The organism is Ochrobactrum vermis (assembly GCF_002975205.1).
In the GTDB taxonomy this organism is placed as follows: Bacteria; Pseudomonadota; Alphaproteobacteria; order Rhizobiales; family Rhizobiaceae; genus Brucella; species Brucella vermis.
This window is the reverse complement of sequence record NZ_PCOC01000002.1, coordinates 1,350,607-1,372,686: the sequence shown is the minus strand read 5'-3', so window position 1 is coordinate 1,372,686 and position 22,080 is coordinate 1,350,607. Positions and strand designations below refer to the sequence as shown.

Sequence of the window (22,080 nt, the reverse complement as noted above, 5' to 3'; positions counted from 1 at the left end):
TTTCATTCGTGGTCCTTGTCAGGGCTGGGGTATCGTCAGCTCCGCTACGAAATCATAGGCGTCGCCGCGATAGAGCGACTTTGTGAATTCAACCACGCGACCGGACGGCAGATAGGAAATCCGCTCGATGGACAGCCCTGCATCGCCCTCCTTGACACCGAGAATGCGCGCGTCGGGGTCCTTGATGTTGCAGGCAGCTATACGCTGGACGGCACGAACAGGACGAAACCCGGTGCGGCTGAGTTCGGCATAAAGCGAGCCCTTCACCGCGTCCGGATCCGGCAGAATTTCACTTGAAAGGCTGGCGCGTTCAATGGCCAGCGGCAGGTCGCTCGCTATACGTAGTCGCCCGAGACGGGCAACGCGGGTTTCCGAGGAAACACCCAGCTTCATCATCTCTTCAGGCGAAGGGTAATAAAGGCCGCGTTCCAGCCATCTGGATTGCGTGGTGATGCCGCGGCGCGCCATGTCTTCGGTAAACGAGGTCAGCATGGAGAGCGATTGCTGCACGCGCTCACTCGGACGGACGACGAACGTGCCTGAACCGTGGCGACGCACAAGAAGTCCGGCCTTGACCAGATCGTCCACGGCCTTGCGCACCGTGACACGGCTGATACTGGCATATTCCGCGATATCACGTTCCGGCGGCAGGGCTTCCCCGTCAACCAATTGTCCTGCGCGAATCGCAGTTTCCAGCGACTGGCGCAATTGCATATAGAGCGGGCCACCGGAAGAGGGGGCGGAGCCCTGCAAGTTCTTGGGCAGAAAAGCGCTGAAATTTCCGCTCATTCGCGCGCCTTTCCATTTTGCGGGCCATATCGTTTGAGGGCGAGCTGAAGGGCACCGGTCAAGGCATCAGCCGCAGGCTTGACCAGAAGTTTCTGCTGGTGAGGTGGCAGCCAATCCACATAAAGCGGCGCCATGCCGCCAAGCAGGCTGATGCGTTCCGCGCCCTGTTTGATCAGCACGTCGAGCGTTTCGCTGACATAGCCTGCAGAACGCTCCAGCAGCATGCGGGCTGTTTCATCGCCTTCGGTGGCATATTGGAAAATCCGCGGAGCATATTTGCCGAAATCACCAGGTTTCGCAGTCCAAGCAAACTCGACAAGATTGTCCGGATTATTGTCGAACTCGTTCAGAAGGTCGGTCGTCAGGCGCGTGCGCGGATGAATGCCGTCGTGGACGAGCAGGCTCTCTTGCAGCAGGCTTTGGCCAAGCCGTGCGCCGCTGCCGAGATCGCTCAAAGGAAACCCCCATCCGCCGACCGAATGAATACGACCGTTCTGGCGCGTGATATAGGCCGTACCCGTGCCAAGAATGGCGACGATCCCGTCCTGATCGCCCAGTGCGCCCTGCAAGGCGATCACACCGTCGAATTCCACATTGGAGTGCGCAAAGGGCAGGCCGCGTTCTATCGGAACGCCAGCACCTTCCACATTGCCGCCAGCCAAACCGAGAACTGCGTGACTGGTTGCATAATGCGCCTTGCCCAGCCCGGCATCGTCAAAAGCGTTGTCGATCGCCGCGATCACATTGGTGAGCGACGTCTGAGGATCGGTGACAATATTGGCAGAGCCACTGCGCCCTGAACCCAGAATCGCACCATCGCTACCCGCCACTACAGCGCGGCATCCTGTGCCGCCGCCATCAACGCCAATGAAGAATTCAGTCATGAAGATACCTCCGGCCTGAAGATACCAAAAAAATACCATTAACCAAGCAGATTTGTTGCCTTGTGAAAAAATTGATTAATTCGTTGATAAAATTTGAGAAAAACGACCGGTTTCAATTTTTCTGCACGAAAGTCGTAAACTTCTCTGGACAATTGGTACGTTTTTGGCATTAATTTCAGCAGAAGGGGAGCGCAATGCCGCTGAGGGCGAGGATCACGCGGATTTGGGATGGAGATCACCGGCGGGGGCCGGTACTTTTCCCGTAACGCGAGGAGTGATCCTACCGAAGTGGTCTGGCGTACTTTCGCCTCTTTTGCGCATCCGCGCTAAAAAAACGGGAGAAGGTCAAATGGTTCGTAATACGTTGAAACTCATGTTGCTGGGTTCCACGCTTCTGGCGTCGGGATCGGCTGCGCTCGCCGAAGACGTCACGCTGACGGTCGAAAGCTGGCGTAACGACGATCTGCAGATCTGGCAGGAAAAGATCATTCCGGCTTTTGAAGCCAAGAATCCTGGCATCAAGATCAATTTCGCGCCAAGCGCGCCGACTGAATATAATGCGGCTCTCAACGCCAAGCTCGATGCTGGTTCGGGCGGCGATCTGATTTCCTGCCGTCCGTTCGACACCTCGCTCGAGCTGTTCAACAAGGGCAAGCTCTCCGATCTTACCGATCTCGAAGGCATGAAGAACTTCTCGGATGTCGCCAAGTCCGCATGGTCTACCGACGACGGTTCGAAGACCTTCTGCGTACCGATGGCTTCGGTCATTCATGGCTTCATCTACAATCAGGAAGCCTTTGACAAGCTTGGACTGAAGGCGCCGGCAACGGAAGCCGAGTTCTTCGAAGTGCTTGAGAAGATCAAGGCTGACGGCACCTATATTCCGATGGCCATGGGCACGAAGGATATGTGGGAAGCCGCGACCATGGGCTACCAGAATATCGGACCGACCTACTGGAAGGGCGAAGAAGGCCGCAAGGCGCTGATCGCTGGCGAGCAGAAGCTGACCGACGAGCCATGGGTCGAGCCGTTCAAGGTTCTTGCCAAGTGGAAGGATTATCTGGGCGACGGTTTCGAAGCGCAGACCTATCCGGACAGCCAGAATCTCTTCACGCTTGGTCGTGCTGCCATTTATCCGGCAGGTTCATGGGAAATCGGCCTGTTCAACACACAGGCCCAGTTCAAGATGGGCGCTTTCCCGCCACCGGTTAAGACTGCAGGCGACACCTGCTATATCTCCGACCACAACGATATCGGTCTCGGCCTCAATGCTTCCAGCAAGAACGCCGAACAGGCCAAGGTGTTCCTCAACTGGGTCTCTTCGCCGGAATTTGCGGAAATCTACGCCAATGCGCTGCCGGGCTTCTTCAGCCTGAATTCGACGGCGGTGAAGATGAGCGATCCGCTGGCGCAGGAATTCGTTTCCTGGCGTGAAAAGTGCAAGCCGACCATTCGCTCGACCTACCAGATCCTTTCGCGTGGCACGCCGAACCTCGAAAATGAAACCTGGGTTCAGTCGGCCAACGTCATCAACGGCACTGTGACACCGGAAGATGCTGCGAAGAAGCTCCAGGAAGGTCTGGACAGCTGGTACAAGCCTGCGAAGTAAAAACGCGGGACAATATGGGCGGCGATCGCGGGGGCGCGCCGCCCATATCTTTTTGTCTGTCGCATAGACATGCTGTTTTGCAATCGATGCATTCCGTGTCAGTTTTGAAAAACGACGCGAGCGGGCAGGGACGGGAAACAGGATTTCCCGGTTTGCACGCAGTCTCGTAAGCGAGACGCTAACAATTGGTTTTACGCATTTCCGAACGCAAACGGTTCACGCCTTTGCTGGAAATGCTCTTGAAGAGCGAATGCCTATATGAGCCAATCTGCCGACATGACAGGTATCGTGCACAAGCGCCCAAGGCGTTGGCATATACTTGTGTTCCTTCTGCCTTGCGTCCTCATCTACACGGCAGTAATGGTGCTGCCACTGATCGAGACATTGCGGCAGGCATTCTTCAATGTCGTCGACGGACAGCGCACGTTTGTGGGGTTCGCGAATTTTCAGGTACTTTTCGGCGATCCGAACTGGTCGCGTGATTTCTGGAATGCGTTGAAAAACAACGTTATATTCTTTTGTATTCATATGCTTGTTCAAAACCCGATTGGCATTCTGCTGGCAGCCATGCTGTCCCTGCCGAAGCTGCGTTTTGCTGCATTCTATCGTACGGCGATCTTCCTTCCGACGCTGTTGTCCTTCGTTATCGTCGGCTTTATCTGGAAGCTGATCCTGTCGCCAATCTGGGGTGTCGCGCCGTGGATGATGGACCTCGTCGGCCTGAAATGGCTGTTCGGCCCATGGCTCGGCAAGGCGGATACGGCGCTTGTCACCGTGTCGCTTGTCTCGGTCTGGCAGTTCGTCGGCATTCCGATGATGCTGATCTATGCAGCGCTGCTGAACATTCCCGATGAAATCGTCGAAGCTGCCGAATGCGACGGCATTACCGGCTGGAGCCAGTTCTTCAAGATCAAGCTTCCGCTGATCCTGCCGTCCATCGGTCTGATCTCGGTGATGACCTTCGTTGCCAACTTCAACGCATTCGACCTCGTTTACTCGATGCAGGGGGCGCTGGCAGGGCCAGACAAGTCGACGGATATTCTGGGCACGTTCCTTTATCGCACCTTCTTCGGCTTCCAGCTCCAGCTTGGCAATCCGTCCATGGGCGCAACCATCGCCGCCGTGATGTTCCTCATCATTCTGGCAGGCGTGTCGCTCTATCTGTTCGGCATCCAGCGCCGCATGCGCCGCTATCAGTTCTGAAGGACGAGACCATGTCGAAAGCACGTACATCGCCCATTCGCACCACTCTCGTTCATGCAGCACTGATCTTCTATATGTTGATCGCCGTGTTTCCCGTGGCGCTGACGCTGATCAATTCATTCAAGGACCGCAATGCGATTTTCCGCACGCCGCTCCAGTTTCCGACACCGGAAAGTTTCAGCCTCATCGGTTATGAAACCGTTCTGAAGCAAGGTTCATTCCTGACCTATTTCCAGAACAGCGCCATTGTTACGGTCGCGAGCATCTTCCTGGTGATCCTGTTCGGCGCGATGGCAGCCTTTGCGCTGGCTGAATACCGCTTCAAGGGCAACACGCTGATGGGGCTTTATCTCGCCATCGGTATCATGATCCCGATACGCCTTGGCACGGTTGCCCTGCTGCAGGGCATGGTGGCTGCCGGCCTGGTCAACACGCTGACGGCGCTGATCCTCGTCTATACCGCGCAGGGCCTGCCGCTTGCGATCTTCATCCTGTCCGAGTTCATGCGAACCGTTTCCGATGATTTGAAGAATGCCGGCCGAATAGATGGCATGTCGGAATATGCAATCTTCTTCAAGCTTGTGCTGCCGCTGATCCGGCCAGCCATGGCCACGGTTGCCGTCTTCACCATGATCCCGATCTGGAACGATCTCTGGTTCCCGCTGATCCTTGCGCCAGGTGAAGCCACCAAGACGGTTACACTCGGTTCGCAGCTCTTCATCGGTCAGTTCGTCACCAACTGGAATGCCGTTCTTTCGGCCCTTTCGCTGGCGATGTTCCCGATCCTCATCCTTTATGTCATCTTCTCGCGGCAGCTGATCCGCGGCATCACCGCGGGAGCTGTAAAATGAGTTCTGCAATGCAAAATCCTGTTCGTGTTCTTTCTGCCGGTCTGGGCAATATGGGCCGCAGCCACGCGCTGGCCTACCACCGCAATCCGGGTTTCGAGATCATCGGCCTCGTCAATCGCACCAAGATCGCCGTGCCGGATGAACTGGCAGGTTATGAAATTCATCCCTCCTTCCATGAAGCGTTGAAGGAACTGAAGCCCGATCTCGCCTGCGTCGCCACCTATTCGGAAAGCCATGCAGAATATGCCGTCGCAGCCCTGGAGCAGGGCGCGCATGTGTTTGTGGAAAAGCCGCTGGCAACGACTGTTGAAGATGCGCGCCGCGTGATCGACTGCGCGCGGGCCAACGGGCGCAAGCTCGTCATCGGTTATATCTTGCGCCATCACCCTTCATGGATGCGGCTTATCTCCGAAGCACGCCAGCTTGGCGGACCTTATGTGTTCCGCATGAACCTCAACCAGCAGTCCAGCGGCGCAACCTGGGAAACGCACAAGAACCTGATGAACACCACGTCGCCGATTGTCGATTGCGGTGTGCATTATGTGGACGTCATGTGCCAGATCACGGATACCAAGCCGGTGGAAGTGCGCGGCATGGGCCTGCGGCTCTCCGACGAGATCAAGCCGGACATGTATAATTACGGTCATCTTCAGGTGCTGTTCGATGACGGTACTGTCGGGTGGTACGAAGCGGGCTGGGGGCCGATGATGTCGGAAACAGCTTTCTTCGTGAAGGATGTGATTTCGCCGAATGGCTGCGTGTCGATTGTCATGAACGAAGCCGTGACCAAGTCCGACGATGTGGACGCGCATACCAAGACGTCAACCATCCGTGTTCACCGCGCCGAGCGTGGGGCGGATGGAAAGTTCCTGAAGCCGGATACGGATCTTTCCATGGCCGACGAGCCGGGGCATCAGGAATTGTGTGAACGCGAGCAGGCTTACATGCTGAAGGCCATTCGCGAGGATATCGATCTCAACCGACATATGGATGACGCGCTGCAATCGCTGCGCATCTGCCTTGCGGCAGATGAAAGCGTGCGCTCGGGCCAGCCCGTCAAACTGTAAGCCGGTAGAATTTAAAGGATTTTGTTACGTGGGATCGCTGCTACTCAAATCGGTACACAAGCGCTACGGTGCTCAGGAAGTTCTGAAAGATATCAATCTGGAAGTGCAGGACGGTGAGTTCATCATCTTCGTTGGACCTTCCGGTTGCGGTAAGTCAACGCTGCTGCGCTCTATCGCCGGACTGGAGGACGTTTCTTCCGGTCAGGTGCTCATCAATGGCGAGGATGTAACGGTCACGCCGCCATCGAAGCGCGGCATCGCAATGGTGTTCCAGTCCTACGCGCTTTATCCGCACCTGACGGTGAAGGACAATATGGGGCTTGGCCTCAAGCAGGCAGGCACACCCAAGGCGGAAATCGAAACACGTGTTTCCAAGGCTTCGGCAATGCTGGGGCTGGATCCTTATCTGGGTCGCCGTCCTGCTGAAATGTCGGGTGGCCAGCGCCAGCGCGTCGCCATCGGTCGTGCACTGGTGCGCGAACCGGAACTGTTCCTGTTCGATGAACCGCTGTCGAACCTGGATGCAGCGCTCCGCGTGCAGACCCGGCTGGAAATTGCCAAGCTGCACCGCGAGCTGAAGGCGACGATGATCTATGTCACCCACGATCAGGTCGAGGCAATGACGCTTGCCGACCGTATCGTGGTGCTGAATGCCGGCCGGATCGAACAAGTCGGCTCGCCGATGGAACTCTACAATAAGCCGGACAACCTGTTTGTTGCAGGCTTTATCGGATCGCCGCAGATGAATTTCGTGGATGGCGCTCGCATCGGCGACGCCGGAGCGAAGACGGTTGGCATTCGTCCCGAGCATATTTCCGTCAGCCCCGACAGCGGGAAATGGAAAGGCAAGGTCATCCATGCCGAGCATCTCGGTGCCGATACGATCCTTTATGTGGAAACCGAAACTGCTGGCCTGATCACAGTGCGACTCTTCGGTGAACACCACTATAATGAAAGCGATGTGGTCTGCATTACTCCTGATGACAGCAAGGTGCATCGGTTCGATGCAAACGGCAAAGCGATCCGCTAACCCGTACAATCCTCTGCCTCTACGAAAGCCGCACCCTCGGGGTGCGGCTTTACTTTTTGGAGAATCGCCCTTGGTCAACGTCCGAAACTTTGACCCGAGACGATGGACAAAACGCCTCAGGGTCTCTTGGGCCGAAACAATAGGCATGGCGGATTTGGCTCAAATCGTACCGCTAAGTACTGACGTATTAGTCAATCGAAAGCAATAATATTGCGCATTTTGTATCGCAAACATTCCACATAAAATCCTATCTAAATCATGTAAATAAGCTTGTTTCGCGGAGCTTGGCTTAGTCTCTGCTAATGCACTAGCGAACTAGTTTGAGAAAAAGACACCGCAGCGTTAGAAAAATAATCTTGCTTTATTTTCGAACCCGTTCCACCCTGAAAAAGAGTGGTGCCGAAGGAGGAAATCGGCGCCATGTCGCATGGGAGGAACAAGGTCGGCAGGTTTCAAAATAAAGCCGCCGATAAACATCCGGAGTTCCCGGAACCAATCCGATATTCCCCCGTTCGACATTTTGTAAGTTCCCGAGGCCAGTTGCGAGGCCAGTTTCGAGGGTTACCCGCATGAGCGATGATGTCGTACTATCCCTGCATGTTCCCGAGCCAGAATGGCGGCCCGGCGATGCGCCGGATTTCTCCCATGTCAAAATCCCGCGTGCGGGAAGCGTTCGCAGGCCGGAAATCGACGAAAAGCCGGAAGCGATGCGCGATCTGGCTTTCAGCATCATTCGCGTTCTGAGCCGCGAGGGTGAGGCCGTCGGTCCCTGGGCGGGCACTTTGACCGACGAGGAGCTGAAGGACGGACTTCGTCATATGATGATCCTGCGCGCCTATGATGCGCGCATGATGATGGCCCAACGTCAGGGCAAGACCTCGTTCTACATGCAGCATCTGGGCGAAGAGGCGGTGAGTTGCGCTTTCCGCAAGGCGCTGCGCAAGGGTGACATGAATTTCCCGACCTATCGTCAGGCCGGGCTGCTCATTGCCGATGATTATCCGCTCGTCACGATGATGAACCAGATTTTCTCCAACGAGCATGACCCGCTTAAAGGTCGCCAGCTTCCGGTGATGTATTCATCACAGGAGCACGGTTTCTTCACCATCTCCGGCAATCTGGCGACGCAGTATACGCAGGCTGTCGGCTGGGCCATGGCATCTGCCATCAGCCACGACACGAAGATCGCTGCCGCATGGATCGGCGACGGTTCAACCGCCGAAAGCGATTTCCATGCCGCACTGGTCTTTGCTTCGACCTACAAAGCCCCGGTGGTGATGAACATCGTCAACAACCAGTGGGCCATTTCCACCTTCCAGGGCATCGCACGCGGCGGTTCGGGCACTTTTGCTGCACGCGGCCACGGCTTCGGCATTCCTGCTCTGCGTGTCGACGGCAATGATTATCTGGCCGTCCACGCAGTCGCCAAATGGGCCATAGAACGCGCCCGGCGCAATCTCGGGCCGACCATTATCGAGTATGTGACCTATCGCGCTGGCGGACATTCCACCTCGGATGATCCTTCCGCCTATCGCCCCAAGGCCGAAAACGATGCATGGCCCCTTGGCGATCCAATCCTCCGCCTCAAGAACCATCTTATCAATCGCGGGATCTGGTCGGACGAACGACACAAACAGGCGGAAGCCGAAATTATGGACCTGGTGGTGGCCGCACAGCGCGAGGCGGAAGCGATTGGCACACTGCACGACGGGCGCAAGCCGTCGATGCGCGACATGTTCGAAGATGTTTATGCGGAGACGCCGCCGCATCTTGTCCGCCAGCGTCAGGAAGCGGGGTTCTAATGCATTTCCAGGAAAAGTGTGAAGCGGTTTTCCGTCCGGAAATGCGTAGGAAAGAGATAGTTCTATGACCAAGATGACCATGATCGAGGCGATTCAGAACGCCCACGACATTGCCATGGAACGCGACAAGAAGGTCGTCGTGTTCGGTGAGGATGTCGGTTACTTCGGCGGTGTTTTCCGCTGTACCGCTGGCCTGCAGAAGAAGTACGGCAAGGAACGCTGTTTCGACGCGCCGATCAGCGAGCTTGGTATCGTCGGTACGGCGATCGGCATGGCCGCTTACGGCCTGCGTCCCTGCATCGAAGTGCAGTTCGCCGACTATGTCTATCCGGCCTATGACCAGATCGTTTCGGAAGCGGCACGCCTGCGTTATCGTTCGGCTGGCGAATTCACCTGTCCCATCGTCATCCGCATGCCCTCCGGCGGTGGTATCTATGGCGGGCAGACACACAGCCAGAGCCCGGAAGCGCTTTTCACCCATGTGTCGGGCCTCAAGACCATCATGCCGTCCACGCCTGCCGATGCGAAGGGGCTACTGCTGGCAGCAATCGAAGACCCGGACCCGGTCATCATGTTCGAACCGAAGCGGCTCTATAATGGACCATTCGATGGTCACCACGACCGTCCGGTCATGTCTTGGAAAAAGCACGACTTGGGCGATGTGCCGGAAGGCTATTACACCGTGCCGCTCGGCAAGGCTGCCATCCGCCGCGAAGGCAGCGATGTGACTGTGCTCGCCTATGGCACCATGGTCCATGTAGCGCTCGCCGCCGCCGAGGAAACCGGCGTGGATGCCGAGGTGATCGACCTTCGCACGCTGTTGCCGCTCGATACGGACACCATCATGGCGTCGGTGAAGAAGACCGGGCGCTGCGTCATCGTGCATGAAGCGACACTGACCTGCGGTTATGGTGCGGAACTTGCCGCACTCGTGCAGCGCGACTGTTTCTATAATCTGGAAGCACCGATCATGCGCGTTACCGGCTGGGATACGCCTTATCCGCACGCACAGGAATGGGCCTATTTCCCCGGTCCTGACCGGGTGGGACGTGCGCTCACATCCATCATGGAAGCTTGAGGGGGAGGGAAACATGGCACATTTTACAATTAAACTCCCCGATGTCGGTGAAGGCGTTGCCGAGGCCGAACTTGTCGAATGGCATGTGAAGGTTGGTGATGTCGTGCGTGAGGATGATGTTCTCGCCGCAGTCATGACCGACAAGGCAACGGTGGAAATTCCGTCTTCGCGCGGCGGCACGGTCATCGCGATCAACGGCGAAGTCGGCGAAAAGATTGCCGTCGGTTCCGAACTCGTCCGGCTGGAAATCGAGGGCGGTGCGACGGAAGCAAAGCTTGCCGAAAAAGCCGAGGAAAATCCTGCTCCAGCAGCAGTGGAAGCGGCCAAAACGCAACCTGCGCCAGTGCCTGAAACACCCGTTCTGTTGCAGACACCGGTTCCACCGAAGACCGCAGCGCCGAAGCGTGAAGCCGCAAGCCGTGCATTTTCCGGTGCGGGCCCGGTACGTAGCGAAGGCGAAAGGCCGCTTGCGACACCTTCCGTCAGGCTGCGTGCCCGCGATGCCGGTGTCGATCTGCGCCGCGTTCGTGGTACGGGACCGGCGGGACGCATTACGCATGAAGATCTCGACCTCTTTTTCCAGCAGGAAACAGGTGCGGCGCCGGCTCTATCCGGTTATGCAACCGATACTTCGGTTAATGAGATCAAGGTCATCGGTCTTCGCCGCAAGATTGCCGAACGCATGGCGGAGGCGAAGCGCCACATTCCGCATATCACCATCGTCGAAGAGGTGGATGTTACGCAGTTGGAAGAACTGCGCAGCGGCCTCAACAATGAGAAGAAGGAAGGGCGCCCACGTCTGACGCTGCTGCCTTTCGTCATCCGCACAATCGTCAAGGTTGTGAAAGAACAGCCCGCACTGAATGCGCATTTTGACGACGAAGCCGACATTATTCGTCAGTTCGGTGGGGTGCATATCGGCATCGCCACGCAGACGCCGAATGGTCTGATCGTTCCGGTTGTGCGCCATGCTGAAAGCATGAGCGTGTTTGCCGCCGCGACCGAGCTCACGCGCGTCACAGAAGCCGCACGCAACGGCACTGCAAAGCGCGAAGAACTGTCCGGTTCCACCATCACCATCACATCGCTGGGACCGCTCGGCGCTATCGCCACGACACCGATCATCAATCGCCCGGAAGTCGTTATTGTCGGCATCAACAAGATGGCTGTGCGGCCAATGTGGGACGGCGCGCAGTTCGTGCCGCGCAAGATGATGAACCTGTCCTGCGGTTTCGACCATCGCGTGATCGACGGCTGGGATGCAGCGGTCTTCGTGCAGAAGCTGAAAAGCCTTCTGGAAACGCCCGCCATGATTTTTGTAGAAGGCTGATCGAATGAGTGAGATTTCCTGCAAACTCCTGATCATCGGTGGCGGTCCCGGCGGCTATGTATGCGGCATCCGGGCAGGCCAGCTTGGCATTGATGCGGTGCTGGTGGAAAAGACGCGACTAGGCGGCACCTGCCTCAATGTTGGCTGCATTCCGTCCAAGGCGCTGATCCATGCAGCCGACGAGTTCCATCACCTTTCCGTCCTCGCATCGAAGGGCGCGCTCGGCATTACGGCTCAGAATCCGGCAATTGATTTTGCCAGAACGCTGGAATGGAAAGACGGTATCGTCAATCGTCTGAACAGCGGCGTGGCCGGTCTCCTGAAACGGTCGCGCGTGCGCATGTTCCATGGGCAAGCTCGTTTTCTCGACGGGAAGACGGTTCTTGTCGAAACCGATACGGGCCGTCAGACGATCCACGCCGAAAACATCGTGATTGCAACCGGTTCGGTTCCAGTTGAAATTCAGACGCTGCCATTCGGTGGGAAGGTCATTTCGTCCACCGAAGCGTTGTCGCTGGAAAAGATTCCGGAAAAGCTTGCTATCGTTGGCGGCGGCTATATCGGGCTGGAAATCGGCACGGCATTTGCCAAGCTCGGCGCGAAAGTCACCGTTGTCGAGGCCACCGACCGTATTCTTCCGCAATATGATGCGGAACTGACACGTCCGGTCATGGCGCGTCTGAAAGCACTCGGTGTCGAAGTCCTGACCAGTACCTCGGCCAAAGGACTATCGAAGGATGAGGCGGGGCTGGAAGTCCTGACCGCCGACGGAACTTCGAAAACCATCGAAGCCGACAAGATACTGGTTACGGTGGGCCGCAAGCCGCAGACCGATGGCTGGGGGCTCAGCGAAATCAGCCTCGATATGGATGGACGTTTCATCCGTATTGACGAGCGCTGCCGCACCTCCATGCGTGGTGTCTATGCCATCGGCGACGTGACCGGTGAACCGATGCTTGCGCATCGCGCCATGGCGCAGGGCGAGATGGTGGCGGAAATCATCGCAGGTGGAAATCAGATTTGGGACAAACGCTGCATCCCTGCCGTCTGCTTCACCGATCCGGAAATCGTCACTGTCGGACTGTCACCGGACGAAGCCCGCAAGGCTGGTCATGAAATTCAGGTCGGCATCTTCCCGTTTCAGGCCAATGGCCGGGCAATGACCATCGAGCGCGAAGACGGCATGATCCGTGTCGTTGCGCGTGCGGATAATCACCTCATCCTCGGCATTCAGGCTGTCGGCGCTGGCATTTCCGAGCTTTCATCATCCTTCGCGCAGGCGTTGGAGATGGGTGCAAGACTGGAAGACATCGCGGCTACGATCCACGCGCATCCGACATTGAGTGAGGGCTTTGCCGAAGCCAGCATGAAAGCGCTCGGTCACGCGCTGCATATCTAACTTTTTGATTTACGCTCGTGCCGCCAGAGGAAAATGGCGGCACCGGCAACCATGGCAGCAAGTGCAAACCATGTAATTGCATAGGAAAGATGACTGTTGCGGAACTTGACGACCGTCAGTCCGCCAATGGGAAGCGTTCCTGCACCGGATATTGCATCCGCATCGATGAAATAGGGCGCAACAGGCCCCAGATTTTCCTTCTGGGCAAAGGCGGCAACGTCACGCGAATTCCAGTCATTGCGCACCGGATCGTTCGGACGGAGGAAAAATCCATCCGGTTCCGGCATTCGCATCAGACCTGTTACGGTTGTTTCTCCGGCGATCTGCGTTTCCTGCCGCGATGACGGATCACGTTTGTCGCTTGGAACAAAGCCGCGATTGATGAAGGTCAGCGCTCCGTCGGGAGCGCGCATCGGTGTCAGAATCCAATAGCCTGCGCCACGCTCGGTCAGTGCATGGACCAGCACCTCCTTGTCGTTCAGATAGGTGCCGGTCAGTGTAACATGACGGTACTCGTCATCCTTCTGGTTGACGTTGGCCCAGTCATCTTTTCCCGGCGCTGCGACCGGTTCGGCGTGGACCCGCGTATCGACCCGTTCGATAAGATCGAGCTTCCATTGCAGGCGCTCGACCTGCCAGATGCCCAGCCCCATGAAAACTATGAAAAAAGCCGCCCCCAGCACCGATATCAGACCAAGGAAGAAACGGGAGGATGTCTTCTGGGGCGCTTGTTCATTCAGGGGGGAGGGCATCGTCTTGTCCTTCAATCATGGCAGCCAATAGAGCCTGATTCAGAGAGTGGCCTTCTATAACAAAAATGCAATGGCAAGAAAGGGCAGGGTCTCAAAAGAACGTGATCGCAATCAAACGCTTGCGCGCAAGCTTACGCATTCTGAACGAGGGCATGAATGGGGAAAGCAAAGGATGACGAGCTTCATCGTGCGCCCGATCGTCCGAAATCAACCTTGTATCAGATAAAATTACAGCGCCTGCCGCATTCGCATGGAATGCGTGGCGCTGAGCAAAGTGATGCTACATAGCTTCGTGATCAAGCTAGTTTATGAATTCTGCGTCTGCGATGCGAGTAGCCGCCCTTCGACAGGCGCAATACGTTGCAAACCTGAGTCTTGTCTTCCGAGGGCTTCGGCATCTGCTCATGGATGCGCAGCAGAATCTGCTGTGTAACTGTACGGTCCTTTTCGCTAGTGGCTGGACCGATAATAATGCTCTTCATCGATCATTCTCCCTATCTTTTGGCCGAAAAGCACCTTCCGAGGCTATCTCGACCTTTTATCAAGAATGTACGAATGAACTAAGTATTAACCAAATTTTACATCTTGACAAGCGCATTGGCGCAACAGTTTCTAACCCATTGGCAAGGCGCAGCAAAAAGCCGGATCGCGGGCGCGATCCGGCTTTTTCTGTGTTCTTCCTGGTCGATGATCAGTCGCGGTTGCCCGTCAGGATCTCACGCTTTCCAACATGATTAGCCGGACCGACCAGACCGTCTTTTTCCATACGCTCCACAAGCGAGGCGGCGCGGTTATAACCGATACCGAGACGGCGCTGGATATAGGACGTGGAGCACTTCTTGTCACGCATCACCACCTTGATGGCCTGCTCGTACACATCGTCTCCGTCTTCCGAACCCATCGAGGTCGCGTCGAATACGGCCGCATCCTGCGTCGCGTCATCGTCTTCCTCGTCTTCCGTGACGGTCGCCAGATAATCCGGACGCCCCTGTTCCTTCAGGTGATTGACCACCTTCTCCACTTCCTCGTCGGAAACGAAGGGACCATGGACACGGACGATGCGGCCACCACCTGCCATATGCAGCATGTCGCCCTGACCGAGAAGCTGCTCGGCACCCATTTCGCCAAGGATCGTGCGGCTGTCGATCTTCGAGGTAACCTGGAACGAGATGCGGGTCGGGAAGTTCGCCTTGATCGTGCCGGTAATGACGTCGACTGACGGGCGCTGCGTTGCCATGATGAGATGGATACCGGCGGCGCGAGCCATCTGGGCAAGGCGCTGGACCGCGCCTTCAATGTCCTTGCCTGCAACCATCATCAGGTCGGCCATCTCGTCGATGATAACCACGATGTACGGCATTGGCGTCAGGTCGAGTTCTTCCTGAATATAGGTCGGCTCACCCGTTTCCTTGTCGAACCCGGACTGCACCGTGCACATGACGGTTTCGCCCTTGCCCTTGGCCGAAGCGGCGCGGGCATTGAAGCCTTCAATATTGCGCACGCCGAGACGGGCCATCTTGCGATAGCGTTCTTCCATCTCGCGCACCGCCCACTTCAGGGCAACGACAGCCTTCTTGGGATCGGTGACAACCGGGGTCAGCAAGTGCGGAATGCCATCATAGATGGACAGTTCCAGCATTTTCGGATCAACCATGATCAGGCGGCATTCTTCCGGCTTGAAACGATAGAGCAGCGACAGGATCATCGTGTTGATGGCAACCGACTTGCCGGAGCCTGTGGTGCCTGCCACCAGAAGGTGGGGCATCTTGGCCAGTTCCGCGATGATCGGCTCGCCACCGATGCCCTTACCCAGGCAAAGCGGCAGGCGATAGTTAGACGCCTCGAAGGTGCGGCTATCGATCATTTCGCGCAAATATACGGTTTCGCGATTGGCATTCGGCAGCTCGATGCCGATGACATTTCGACCCGGAACCACCGCTACGCGGGCGGAAAGCGCCGACATGGAGCGGGCGATATCGTCGGCAAGGCCGATGACGCGCGAGGATTTGACGCCGGGTGCCGGTTCAAATTCATAGAGCGTGACGACCGGGCCGGGGCGGACATGGATGATCTCGCCGCGCACGCCAAAGTCTTCCAGAACGCTTTCGAGAAGGCCGGCGCTGCGTTCCAGCATTTCCTGCGTGATGACGTTGCCATCCTGTACTGGCGGCATCTGCAAAAGGTCACGCGGCGGAAACTCGTAAGTGCCGTGAATGACGGGTGCTTCCGCACGGGGGAGGGGCTGCGGCTGGTAAAGCGCAATCGACGGCGCAGCTTTGACAGGAGCGAGCGTCTCGATGACCGGCCGCAGTGCTTCCACTACCTCGACGACATGCTCTTCCGCTTCAGCAACCGTCAGCACCACTTCGTCTTCGGTGGCTTCACCGCTCACTTCCGGGGCGATTTCTGGTGCGGCCACAGCAGGTTCTGGAGCGGCCACTTCCTGCGTCACTGGAGCAATCGGGGCTTCTGCGACGGGCTGAACAGGCGCCACAGCAACCGGCTCAGGCTGCTTGTTCCATTCTCGAACGCGGAACTGCGCCAGAATGGACTCGGCCGTAGGCAAAGGCTTGCGCGGCTCTGCGGGCACAGCCGAAACGAGAGGCTCGGCAGGCACGAGTGCCGTATCGACGTGGCAACCTTCCCAGAAAGCAAAGTCGGAAAGATAAGCGAAAGCGGATGGCTGAGCCGGATGTGCGACTTCAGCCAAAACGGGAACCACTTCCAGGACCGGCTCAGCCGGAGTGATGATAGCGGCAGCGGAAACTGCAGGCATTGCAGGTGGCACCGGCGCTATCGGCGACCGAACCATCCCTTGCGATAGCGTCTTCTGCAGTTCAGCTACGGCCATGGGTTGGGCTTCCGCAACTTTCTCGACGCTGGCCACAGGCGTAGTTTCGGCTGCAGTCACCTGCGAACGCTCGTTGATGCCCGGCAGTTCCTCACCGCGACGACGCAGAAGCTCGACTTCCGGCGTCCGGGTAAAGCGAACATTCGCACCGAGCGAAAAATGGGCTTTCCAGGTATCGTCACTGTTCGGGTCGTGACTTCCCGCCTGACCGCGAGGCAGCTTCGGGTCCTGGGCGTTTTCTGCACGATTTCCTGTAGACTGGGGGAAATTTTCTCTCAAATTACGCATGATACCTGAACCATAGATACTGTCGCCTGAATGAGCCCAAGTAATAAAAAATGAAGGTTAACAACCCCCTTCCGAAATGCCTCAAAAGATACAAATTTATTGCGAAGGATGAATGCCCCCAAAGAGCGAAACCGAGGCTCTATTACCTTCGGTTGCATATCATATTTCAATATATTCAATATGATAAATAATTTTCTTATAGTTATTTATACGCATATAAACAATCAAGGGTGGTTTACGCGGCCTGTTAATTCTGCGGCCTTGAAGCGTCATTCAACGACAGATGAGACTCAAGCTGGCAGACTCAGACTCAGTCGCGGGCGAGCGCCACGACCGGGTCGAGTTTTGAGGCGTTGCGGGCTGGAATAAACCCGAATCCAATGCCGATCAGGCTGGAGCAAACAAGCGCAACCACGATGGATGTCGGCGAATAAATGAGCTGGAACATCGAACTGAACTGCGCGAACAACAGACCGAATCCGGCGGCGATGAGAACACCAAGCACGCCGCCGATGAGACAAACGAGAACCGCTTCAATCAGGAACTGCTGCAAAATATCGCTCTGGCGCGCGCCGATTGCCATGCGTACGCCGATCTCGTTGATTCTCTCCGAAACGGCCACGAGCATGATGTTCATCACACCGATTCCGCCAACGAAAAGTGATATGCCTGCAATACTGGATACGAGAAGGGCAAGCGTCGCAGTCGTGGCCTGAATGGTCTTCTGCAGGCTGTCAGTGTTGAAAACCGAGAAATCCTTCTCGCCATGCCGCTTTGTCAGAAACGTGGTTATCAATTTTTCGGCTTCCGCCGGATCCATCGTGTCGGCGACGCGCACGAGGATCATCTGTAACGAGCGCGAGCCGGTCATACGTGTCTGCACGGTCGTTTGCGGAAGGTAGACTTCAAGTGTCTGTGCGCCACCCGGACCGCGTTCCTCGGCCTTGACGACGCCGACAATACGCACCGGCACCTTCTTGAGAAGGATGATTTTGCCGATCACCGAGCCGACCTCGTGCGGGAAAAGGGTCGTCTTGGCGGTTTCGTCGACGACCGCGACCTGCGCCAGATCATCGACATTACGCTGATCGAAAAACCGACCTTCGAGCAGCTTGCTGTTGCGAGTGGCGAAATATTCCGCACCGACGCCATTGACCGAAACACTCACCTCCTTGTCGCCGACGCGAATAGTGGAACTGGTCGTGTCGGATGGCGTTGCTGCCACGACGTAGGGCAATTTTGCGATCTCATTGGCATCGCCGAGATTGAGTGTCGTAATCTGGGCCGCTTTCAGATCGCCAAACCCCCTGCCGGGGCTGATATAGAGCGTATTGGTGCCAAGATCGCTGATCCGTTCTAGAATCTGCCGTTGTGAACCTTGCCCAAGCGCCACGACACACACGACCGACGCCGTGCCGATAATGATGCCGAGCATTGTCAGAAACGTGCGGAGCCGATGTGCATTCATCGAACGGAGCGCCATCGAGAATGCCTCGTTGAAGCGATCCCGAATGCCGGCAAGCAGCCTTGGCTTGGTGTGCTTCTCGTTGTCAACCGGCACAGCCGTCACTGACCGAACGGCATCGCCGCTTCTGGTATCGGCAATGATTTCACCATCGCGGATTTCGATAATGCGCTGCGCCCGCGCGGCAACCTGCCGGTCATGTGTAACGATGACGATGGTGCGCCCTTCACGATTGAGCTCCTGAAGAATGCCCAGCACCTCTTCGCCACTATGGCTGTCGAGCGCGCCCGTCGGCTCGTCTGCCAGAATGACATCTGCGTCGTTGATGAGGGCGCGGGCGATGGAGACACGCTGCTGCTGGCCACCGGACAATTGGCTTGGCCTATGATGGGTGCGTTCCCCCATGCCGAGCCGCTCGAGGATCATTTCCGCCTTCTCGCGTCGTTCGTCTTTCTTCTGGCCTGCATAAATAGCCGGAATCTCGACATTGCCCACGGCATCAAGTTCGCCAAGCAGATGATAACGCTGGAAAATGAAACCGAAATGCTCGCGCCGCAATTGGGCCAACTCATCGGCCTCGAGCTCGGACGTGGCGCGACCAGAGATCAGATACTCGCCTTCCGACGGGCGATCCAGGCAGCCGAGAATATTCATCAGCGTGGATTTGCCAGAGCCAGACGCACCGATGATTGCCACCATCTCGCCGCGCTCGATGGTCAGGTTCACACGGTTCAGAACCGTCGTGAACTCGTCCCCCGATGGATAATGCCGGGAAACGCCCTTGAGCGAGAGCAGCGGCGCGTCACTCATGTCAGATACCGGCCGGGGCAGGAGAGGCGACCTGATTGTCGGTCACGACCTTATCCCCCTCGTTCAGGCCTGAACGGATTTCGGTATTGATCTTGTCGGTAATGCCGGTCTCTACCGTTCGTTCTTCGATCTTGTTGGCGCCAGTCACCACGCGAACCGTGGCCTTGCCGGGTTCGTTTGTATCTTTGAGGGCTGTCACCGGCGCGATCAAAGCATTTGTCGCCTTCGCAAGCAGAATGTGAACCTCGGTTGTCATATAGGTTCTGAGCAGCCCATCCGGATTGGGAACGCTGAAAATACCCTTGTAGTAAATAGCGGAAGCGGTCGCCGTGCTTGAAGAACTTGCGGCCGTCGTCGAGAAGCTTTTGTCGTTGACGATGGAATCCGGGGCCGGTTCGATCTTTTCCAGCTTCGCATCGTAACGCTTCAAATTCTGTCCCGATATGGTGAAATAAAGCGGCATCCCCTTGCGAACCTGAGTGATGTCCGCTTCCGAAATATCCGCCTCGACGGTCATAGTGTCGAGCTGGCCAAGAATGGCGATTGTCGGCGCACTTTGCTGGGCGTTGACTGTCTGGCCTTCCTGAACGACCGTCGCGAGGATGGTGCCAACGATAGGCGCGGTGATGCGGGTATAGGCGAGGTTGGTCTCTGCGATCTGAACGTCGACCTGCGCCGCTGCGATTGCCGCTTCGCTATTAGCGACCTGCGCTTCCTTCGACTTCACGGTGCTGACCGTCTTGTCGTAATCCGCGCGTGCAACGGCATTCTTGCCGATCATCATCTGGTTTCGCGCCAGATCCTGTCGGGCCAACTCCAGATCGGCAAGATTCTGGGCACGGGTGGCTTCGTTCTGGCGAAGCGATGCCTGGGCCTTGTTCAGCTCATTTTGCTGGTTGGTCGAGTCAATCAGCGCAACGACATCGCCAGCTTTGATCTGCTGGCCCGGTTTCACCTTCAAAGAGAGAATACGACCGGTCGCCTGCGCGCCGATGGCGACCAGATTTTTCGGCCGCAACGTGCCCGTGGCAAGAACCGAACTCTCGATCTCGCCGCGCTTGATAATGGTCGTAGCGGGCAAGGGCTCTTCTTTCGTCAGAGAACGGACGACGAAATAACCCACGATCATCAGTGCAATAAGAACGGCCAACCACAGGCGCCAGCGAAAACGGCGTTTCGACTTGGGTTTCATAGCGGCCTCTTATCGGTTGTCAGCGGAGGGATGGGCGTCGTCTTGACGATACGCGGTCCTGTGTAGCCGTCGATGACTTCAGGTTTTGCAACATCGATAAGGCCGTTCCAGCCGCCGCCCAGTGCCTTCTGCAGGGCGACATAATTCAGGACAAGATCGGTCCGGGCCTGACTGAGATTGGTTTCTGCGCTTAAGAGATCGCGTTGTGCCGTCAGCACATCGACGAAGCTCTTCGTGCCGGCCCGGTATTGTTCAAGCGTCAACTCGTTGATCTTGCGGCTGTTGCTGACGATTTTCTGAAGCTGGCCTGTGCGCAGACGGTTCTGGTTGAGCGATACGCTGGCATTTTCAACCTCGCTGAGCGCTGTCAGGATGGCCTTGCGATAGGCGATGAAACTCTGGTCACGTGCAGCCCTCGCGGCCTCGACATCCGCATTCAACTGACCACCATGGAATATAGGTACGCTCAGGCTCGGACCGAAGGCCCAGCTGATTGTCGACAACTTTCCAAGATCGCCGAAATTGGCGCCGCCTGTGTTAATGTTTCCCGTCAGCGAAACGCTTGGATAGAGCAGGGCCTGCTTCTGACCGACACTGGCGTTGGAGCTTGCATAATCGTGTTCTGCTGCGCGAACATCCGGACGGCTGAGCAACAGGTCGGCAGGCAAGCCGGCAGAAACCTTGCGCGGGATCGCGGGTATAGAACGTGACTTGTCGAGAATGCCAGCCAGCGCCGAAGAAGACCGCCCCGTCAACACCGACAACTGGTTGAGATACTGGGCGTAAGTGATCCGCAAGCCCGGAACCTGCGACTCAGTGGTGGCAGCTTGTGTTTCCGCATTCAGAAGATCGACCTGCGAAATCTGTCCCGCCTCAAGCTGGCTGCGTGTCAGCGCCACGGTTTGCCGCTGGGATGCGGCGTTGCGCTGCGCAATAGCAATATCAGCCTGCGCCCCGCGCAAATTCGCATAGTTGGTGGCGATGTCGCCGATCAATGTGACGAGCGCCGCTCGCAATTGTTCGTTTGCGGATTCAACATTGTAGTAGGCCGCTTCCACGCCGCGCTTGTTGCCGCCGAAAAGATCGAGCTCCCACTGGGTTTTGAACCCCATGCTCGACTGGTTGGAGGCGAGGGTGTTACCGCTGTCGGACCGTGAATAGCTGCCGCTTCCGTCGAGTTGCGGATAGAGGACACCGCCTGCCGAGGTGAAATTGGCACGTGCCTGCCGGACCTTTGCCTTCGCAGTTGCTACATCGGGGCTACCCGCAACGCCGTCCGCAACCAGCTGATCCAGAACCGGGTCTTTCAGATTCTTCCACCAGTCGCCAAGTTGCGGCGCGCGCCTGTCGGCCTTGCTGTTCCACCCGGCAGGGGTCAGCACGTTCGGCTTCTGGTAGTCAGGACCAACGGTCACGCATGCCGCCAGCAATGGCAGGATACTTCCCAGTACGGTCAGGCGGACAAACGAACTCGTCAAAAAATTGGTCCTGAAATTTCGGTGCTGTCATCAGTCGGCGTCAGATCGCTCCGAAAACGAAACGCCCTTATACCTGCAACGGTTGTGCCTAAGCAGCCCAAACTCGTGGGAGCATGCCATGGGTCCGCGCCGAGTCGCGGCTGGGGGCATAATGCCATCCTTCGCCCCCGATCATCAGCGAATGATCGAAGCCAAATGTGGC

Annotated in this window: 16 protein-coding genes and 2 pseudogenes; 9 read left to right on the top strand and 9 right to left on the bottom strand. The window is 56.9% G+C overall.

The annotated features are described in order from the left end of the window. Positions 1–18: 18 nt before the first annotated feature. Together CQZ93_RS20730 and CQZ93_RS20725 are read right to left on the bottom strand one after the other, a co-directional pair. Complete coding sequence (locus CQZ93_RS20730; protein WP_105544434.1) at positions 19–789, bottom strand: GntR family transcriptional regulator; 771 nt, start codon at positions 787–789, stop codon at positions 19–21. Next, positions 786–1,673, bottom strand: a complete 888-nt coding sequence (locus tag CQZ93_RS20725) for a glucosamine kinase nucleotide-binding domain-containing protein (RefSeq protein ID WP_105545244.1) — start codon at positions 1,671–1,673, stop codon at positions 786–788. Before CQZ93_RS20725 ends, CQZ93_RS20730 begins: the two co-directional genes overlap by 4 nt. Positions 1,674–2,022: 349 nt before the next feature. Between CQZ93_RS20725 and CQZ93_RS20720 the strand changes: the two genes are divergently transcribed. From CQZ93_RS20720 to lpdA, 9 genes are all read left to right on the top strand, one after another. Then, positions 2,023–3,282: an ABC transporter substrate-binding protein gene (locus CQZ93_RS20720; protein ID WP_105544433.1), complete on the top strand. Its 1,260-nt coding sequence runs from the start codon at positions 2,023–2,025 to the stop codon at positions 3,280–3,282. Positions 3,283–3,540: 258 nt separating this feature from the next. Further along, on the top strand, positions 3,541–4,485 hold the full coding sequence (locus CQZ93_RS20715) for a carbohydrate ABC transporter permease (RefSeq protein ID WP_105544432.1): 945 nt from the start codon (positions 3,541–3,543) through the stop codon (positions 4,483–4,485). An 11-nt stretch (positions 4,486–4,496) separates the two neighbouring features. Next, positions 4,497–5,336: a carbohydrate ABC transporter permease gene (locus CQZ93_RS20710; RefSeq protein WP_105544431.1), complete on the top strand. Its 840-nt coding sequence runs from the start codon at positions 4,497–4,499 to the stop codon at positions 5,334–5,336. Continuing rightward, the gene (locus tag CQZ93_RS20705) at positions 5,333–6,403 is read left to right on the top strand and encodes a Gfo/Idh/MocA family protein (protein WP_105544430.1); all 1,071 of its coding nucleotides are present in this window, start codon (positions 5,333–5,335) and stop codon (positions 6,401–6,403) included. Before CQZ93_RS20710 ends, CQZ93_RS20705 begins: the two co-directional genes overlap by 4 nt. A 28-nt stretch (positions 6,404–6,431) precedes the next feature. Then, positions 6,432–7,433 carry an ABC transporter ATP-binding protein gene (locus CQZ93_RS20700; protein WP_105544429.1) on the top strand — a complete coding sequence of 334 codons (1,002 nt, stop codon included), beginning with the start codon at positions 6,432–6,434 and terminating at the stop codon, positions 7,431–7,433. A 569-nt stretch (positions 7,434–8,002) separates the two neighbouring features. Then, positions 8,003–9,235, top strand: coding sequence for a 3-methyl-2-oxobutanoate dehydrogenase (2-methylpropanoyl-transferring) subunit alpha (locus tag CQZ93_RS20695; protein WP_105544428.1), 1,233 nt, complete (start codon positions 8,003–8,005; stop codon positions 9,233–9,235). 64 nt (positions 9,236–9,299) lie between these two features. Next, positions 9,300–10,313: an alpha-ketoacid dehydrogenase subunit beta gene (locus CQZ93_RS20690; RefSeq protein WP_105544427.1), complete on the top strand. Its 1,014-nt coding sequence runs from the start codon at positions 9,300–9,302 to the stop codon at positions 10,311–10,313. A gap of 13 nt (positions 10,314–10,326) precedes the next feature. Continuing rightward, the gene (locus tag CQZ93_RS20685; protein WP_105544426.1) at positions 10,327–11,643 is read left to right on the top strand and encodes a dihydrolipoamide acetyltransferase family protein; all 1,317 of its coding nucleotides are present in this window, start codon (positions 10,327–10,329) and stop codon (positions 11,641–11,643) included. 4 nt (positions 11,644–11,647) lie between these two features. Continuing rightward, positions 11,648–13,042: a dihydrolipoyl dehydrogenase gene (gene lpdA / locus CQZ93_RS20680; RefSeq protein WP_105544425.1), complete on the top strand. Its 1,395-nt coding sequence runs from the start codon at positions 11,648–11,650 to the stop codon at positions 13,040–13,042. Here the strand turns inward: lpdA and CQZ93_RS20675 are convergent. The 7 genes and pseudogenes from CQZ93_RS20675 to CQZ93_RS20650 all read right to left on the bottom strand — a co-directional run bounded on the left by CQZ93_RS20675 (position 13,039) and on the right by CQZ93_RS20650 (position 21,878). Then, positions 13,039–13,794: an SURF1 family protein gene (locus tag CQZ93_RS20675; RefSeq protein ID WP_105544424.1), complete on the bottom strand. Its 756-nt coding sequence runs from the start codon at positions 13,792–13,794 to the stop codon at positions 13,039–13,041. The two genes, lpdA and CQZ93_RS20675, sit on opposite strands and share 4 nt — an antisense overlap. Before the next feature lie 296 nt (positions 13,795–14,090). Beyond that, positions 14,091–14,276, bottom strand: a complete 186-nt coding sequence (locus CQZ93_RS20670) for a hypothetical protein (RefSeq protein ID WP_105544423.1) — start codon at positions 14,274–14,276, stop codon at positions 14,091–14,093. Positions 14,277–14,485: 209 nt separating this feature from the next. Beyond that, a pseudogene (locus CQZ93_RS20665) lies at positions 14,486–16,474 on the bottom strand (DNA translocase FtsK); the annotation flags it as partial. Positions 16,475–16,563: 89 nt separating this feature from the next. Beyond that, positions 16,564–16,933 (bottom strand): annotated as a pseudogene (locus CQZ93_RS27425) (DNA translocase FtsK); the annotation flags it as partial. A gap of 310 nt (positions 16,934–17,243) precedes the next feature. Continuing rightward, positions 17,244–19,208 carry a MacB family efflux pump subunit gene (locus CQZ93_RS20660; protein ID WP_105544421.1) on the bottom strand — a complete coding sequence of 655 codons (1,965 nt, stop codon included), beginning with the start codon at positions 19,206–19,208 and terminating at the stop codon, positions 17,244–17,246. 1 nt (position 19,209) lies between these two features. Next, the gene (locus CQZ93_RS20655) at positions 19,210–20,400 is read right to left on the bottom strand and encodes an efflux RND transporter periplasmic adaptor subunit (protein ID WP_105544420.1); all 1,191 of its coding nucleotides are present in this window, start codon (positions 20,398–20,400) and stop codon (positions 19,210–19,212) included. Then, on the bottom strand, positions 20,397–21,878 hold the full coding sequence (locus CQZ93_RS20650) for an efflux transporter outer membrane subunit (protein ID WP_146114478.1): 1,482 nt from the start codon (positions 21,876–21,878) through the stop codon (positions 20,397–20,399). Before CQZ93_RS20650 ends, CQZ93_RS20655 begins: the two co-directional genes overlap by 4 nt. Between the last annotated feature and the right edge of the window lie 202 nt (positions 21,879–22,080).

Coding starts and splice junctions, on each gene's coding strand:
- lpdA (WP_105544425.1), top strand. CDS start 11,648: ATGAGTGAGATTTCCTGCAAACTCCTGATCATCGGTGGCGGTCCCGGC.
- CQZ93_RS20705 (WP_105544430.1), top strand. CDS start 5,333: ATGAGTTCTGCAATGCAAAATCCTGTTCGTGTTCTTTCTGCCGGTCTG.
- CQZ93_RS20685 (WP_105544426.1), top strand. CDS start 10,327: ATGGCACATTTTACAATTAAACTCCCCGATGTCGGTGAAGGCGTTGCC.
- CQZ93_RS20660 (WP_105544421.1), bottom strand. CDS start 19,208: ATGAGTGACGCGCCGCTGCTCTCGCTCAAGGGCGTTTCCCGGCATTAT.
- CQZ93_RS20675 (WP_105544424.1), bottom strand. CDS start 13,794: ATGCCCTCCCCCCTGAATGAACAAGCGCCCCAGAAGACATCCTCCCGT.
- CQZ93_RS20710 (WP_105544431.1), top strand. CDS start 4,497: ATGTCGAAAGCACGTACATCGCCCATTCGCACCACTCTCGTTCATGCA.
- CQZ93_RS20695 (WP_105544428.1), top strand. CDS start 8,003: ATGAGCGATGATGTCGTACTATCCCTGCATGTTCCCGAGCCAGAATGG.
- CQZ93_RS20655 (WP_105544420.1), bottom strand. CDS start 20,400: ATGAAACCCAAGTCGAAACGCCGTTTTCGCTGGCGCCTGTGGTTGGCC.
- CQZ93_RS20690 (WP_105544427.1), top strand. CDS start 9,300: ATGACCAAGATGACCATGATCGAGGCGATTCAGAACGCCCACGACATT.
- CQZ93_RS20730 (WP_105544434.1), bottom strand. CDS start 789: ATGAGCGGAAATTTCAGCGCTTTTCTGCCCAAGAACTTGCAGGGCTCC.
- CQZ93_RS20670 (WP_105544423.1), bottom strand. CDS start 14,276: ATGAAGAGCATTATTATCGGTCCAGCCACTAGCGAAAAGGACCGTACA.
- CQZ93_RS20715 (WP_105544432.1), top strand. CDS start 3,541: ATGAGCCAATCTGCCGACATGACAGGTATCGTGCACAAGCGCCCAAGG.
- CQZ93_RS20725 (WP_105545244.1), bottom strand. CDS start 1,673: ATGACTGAATTCTTCATTGGCGTTGATGGCGGCGGCACAGGATGCCGC.
- CQZ93_RS20720 (WP_105544433.1), top strand. CDS start 2,023: ATGGTTCGTAATACGTTGAAACTCATGTTGCTGGGTTCCACGCTTCTG.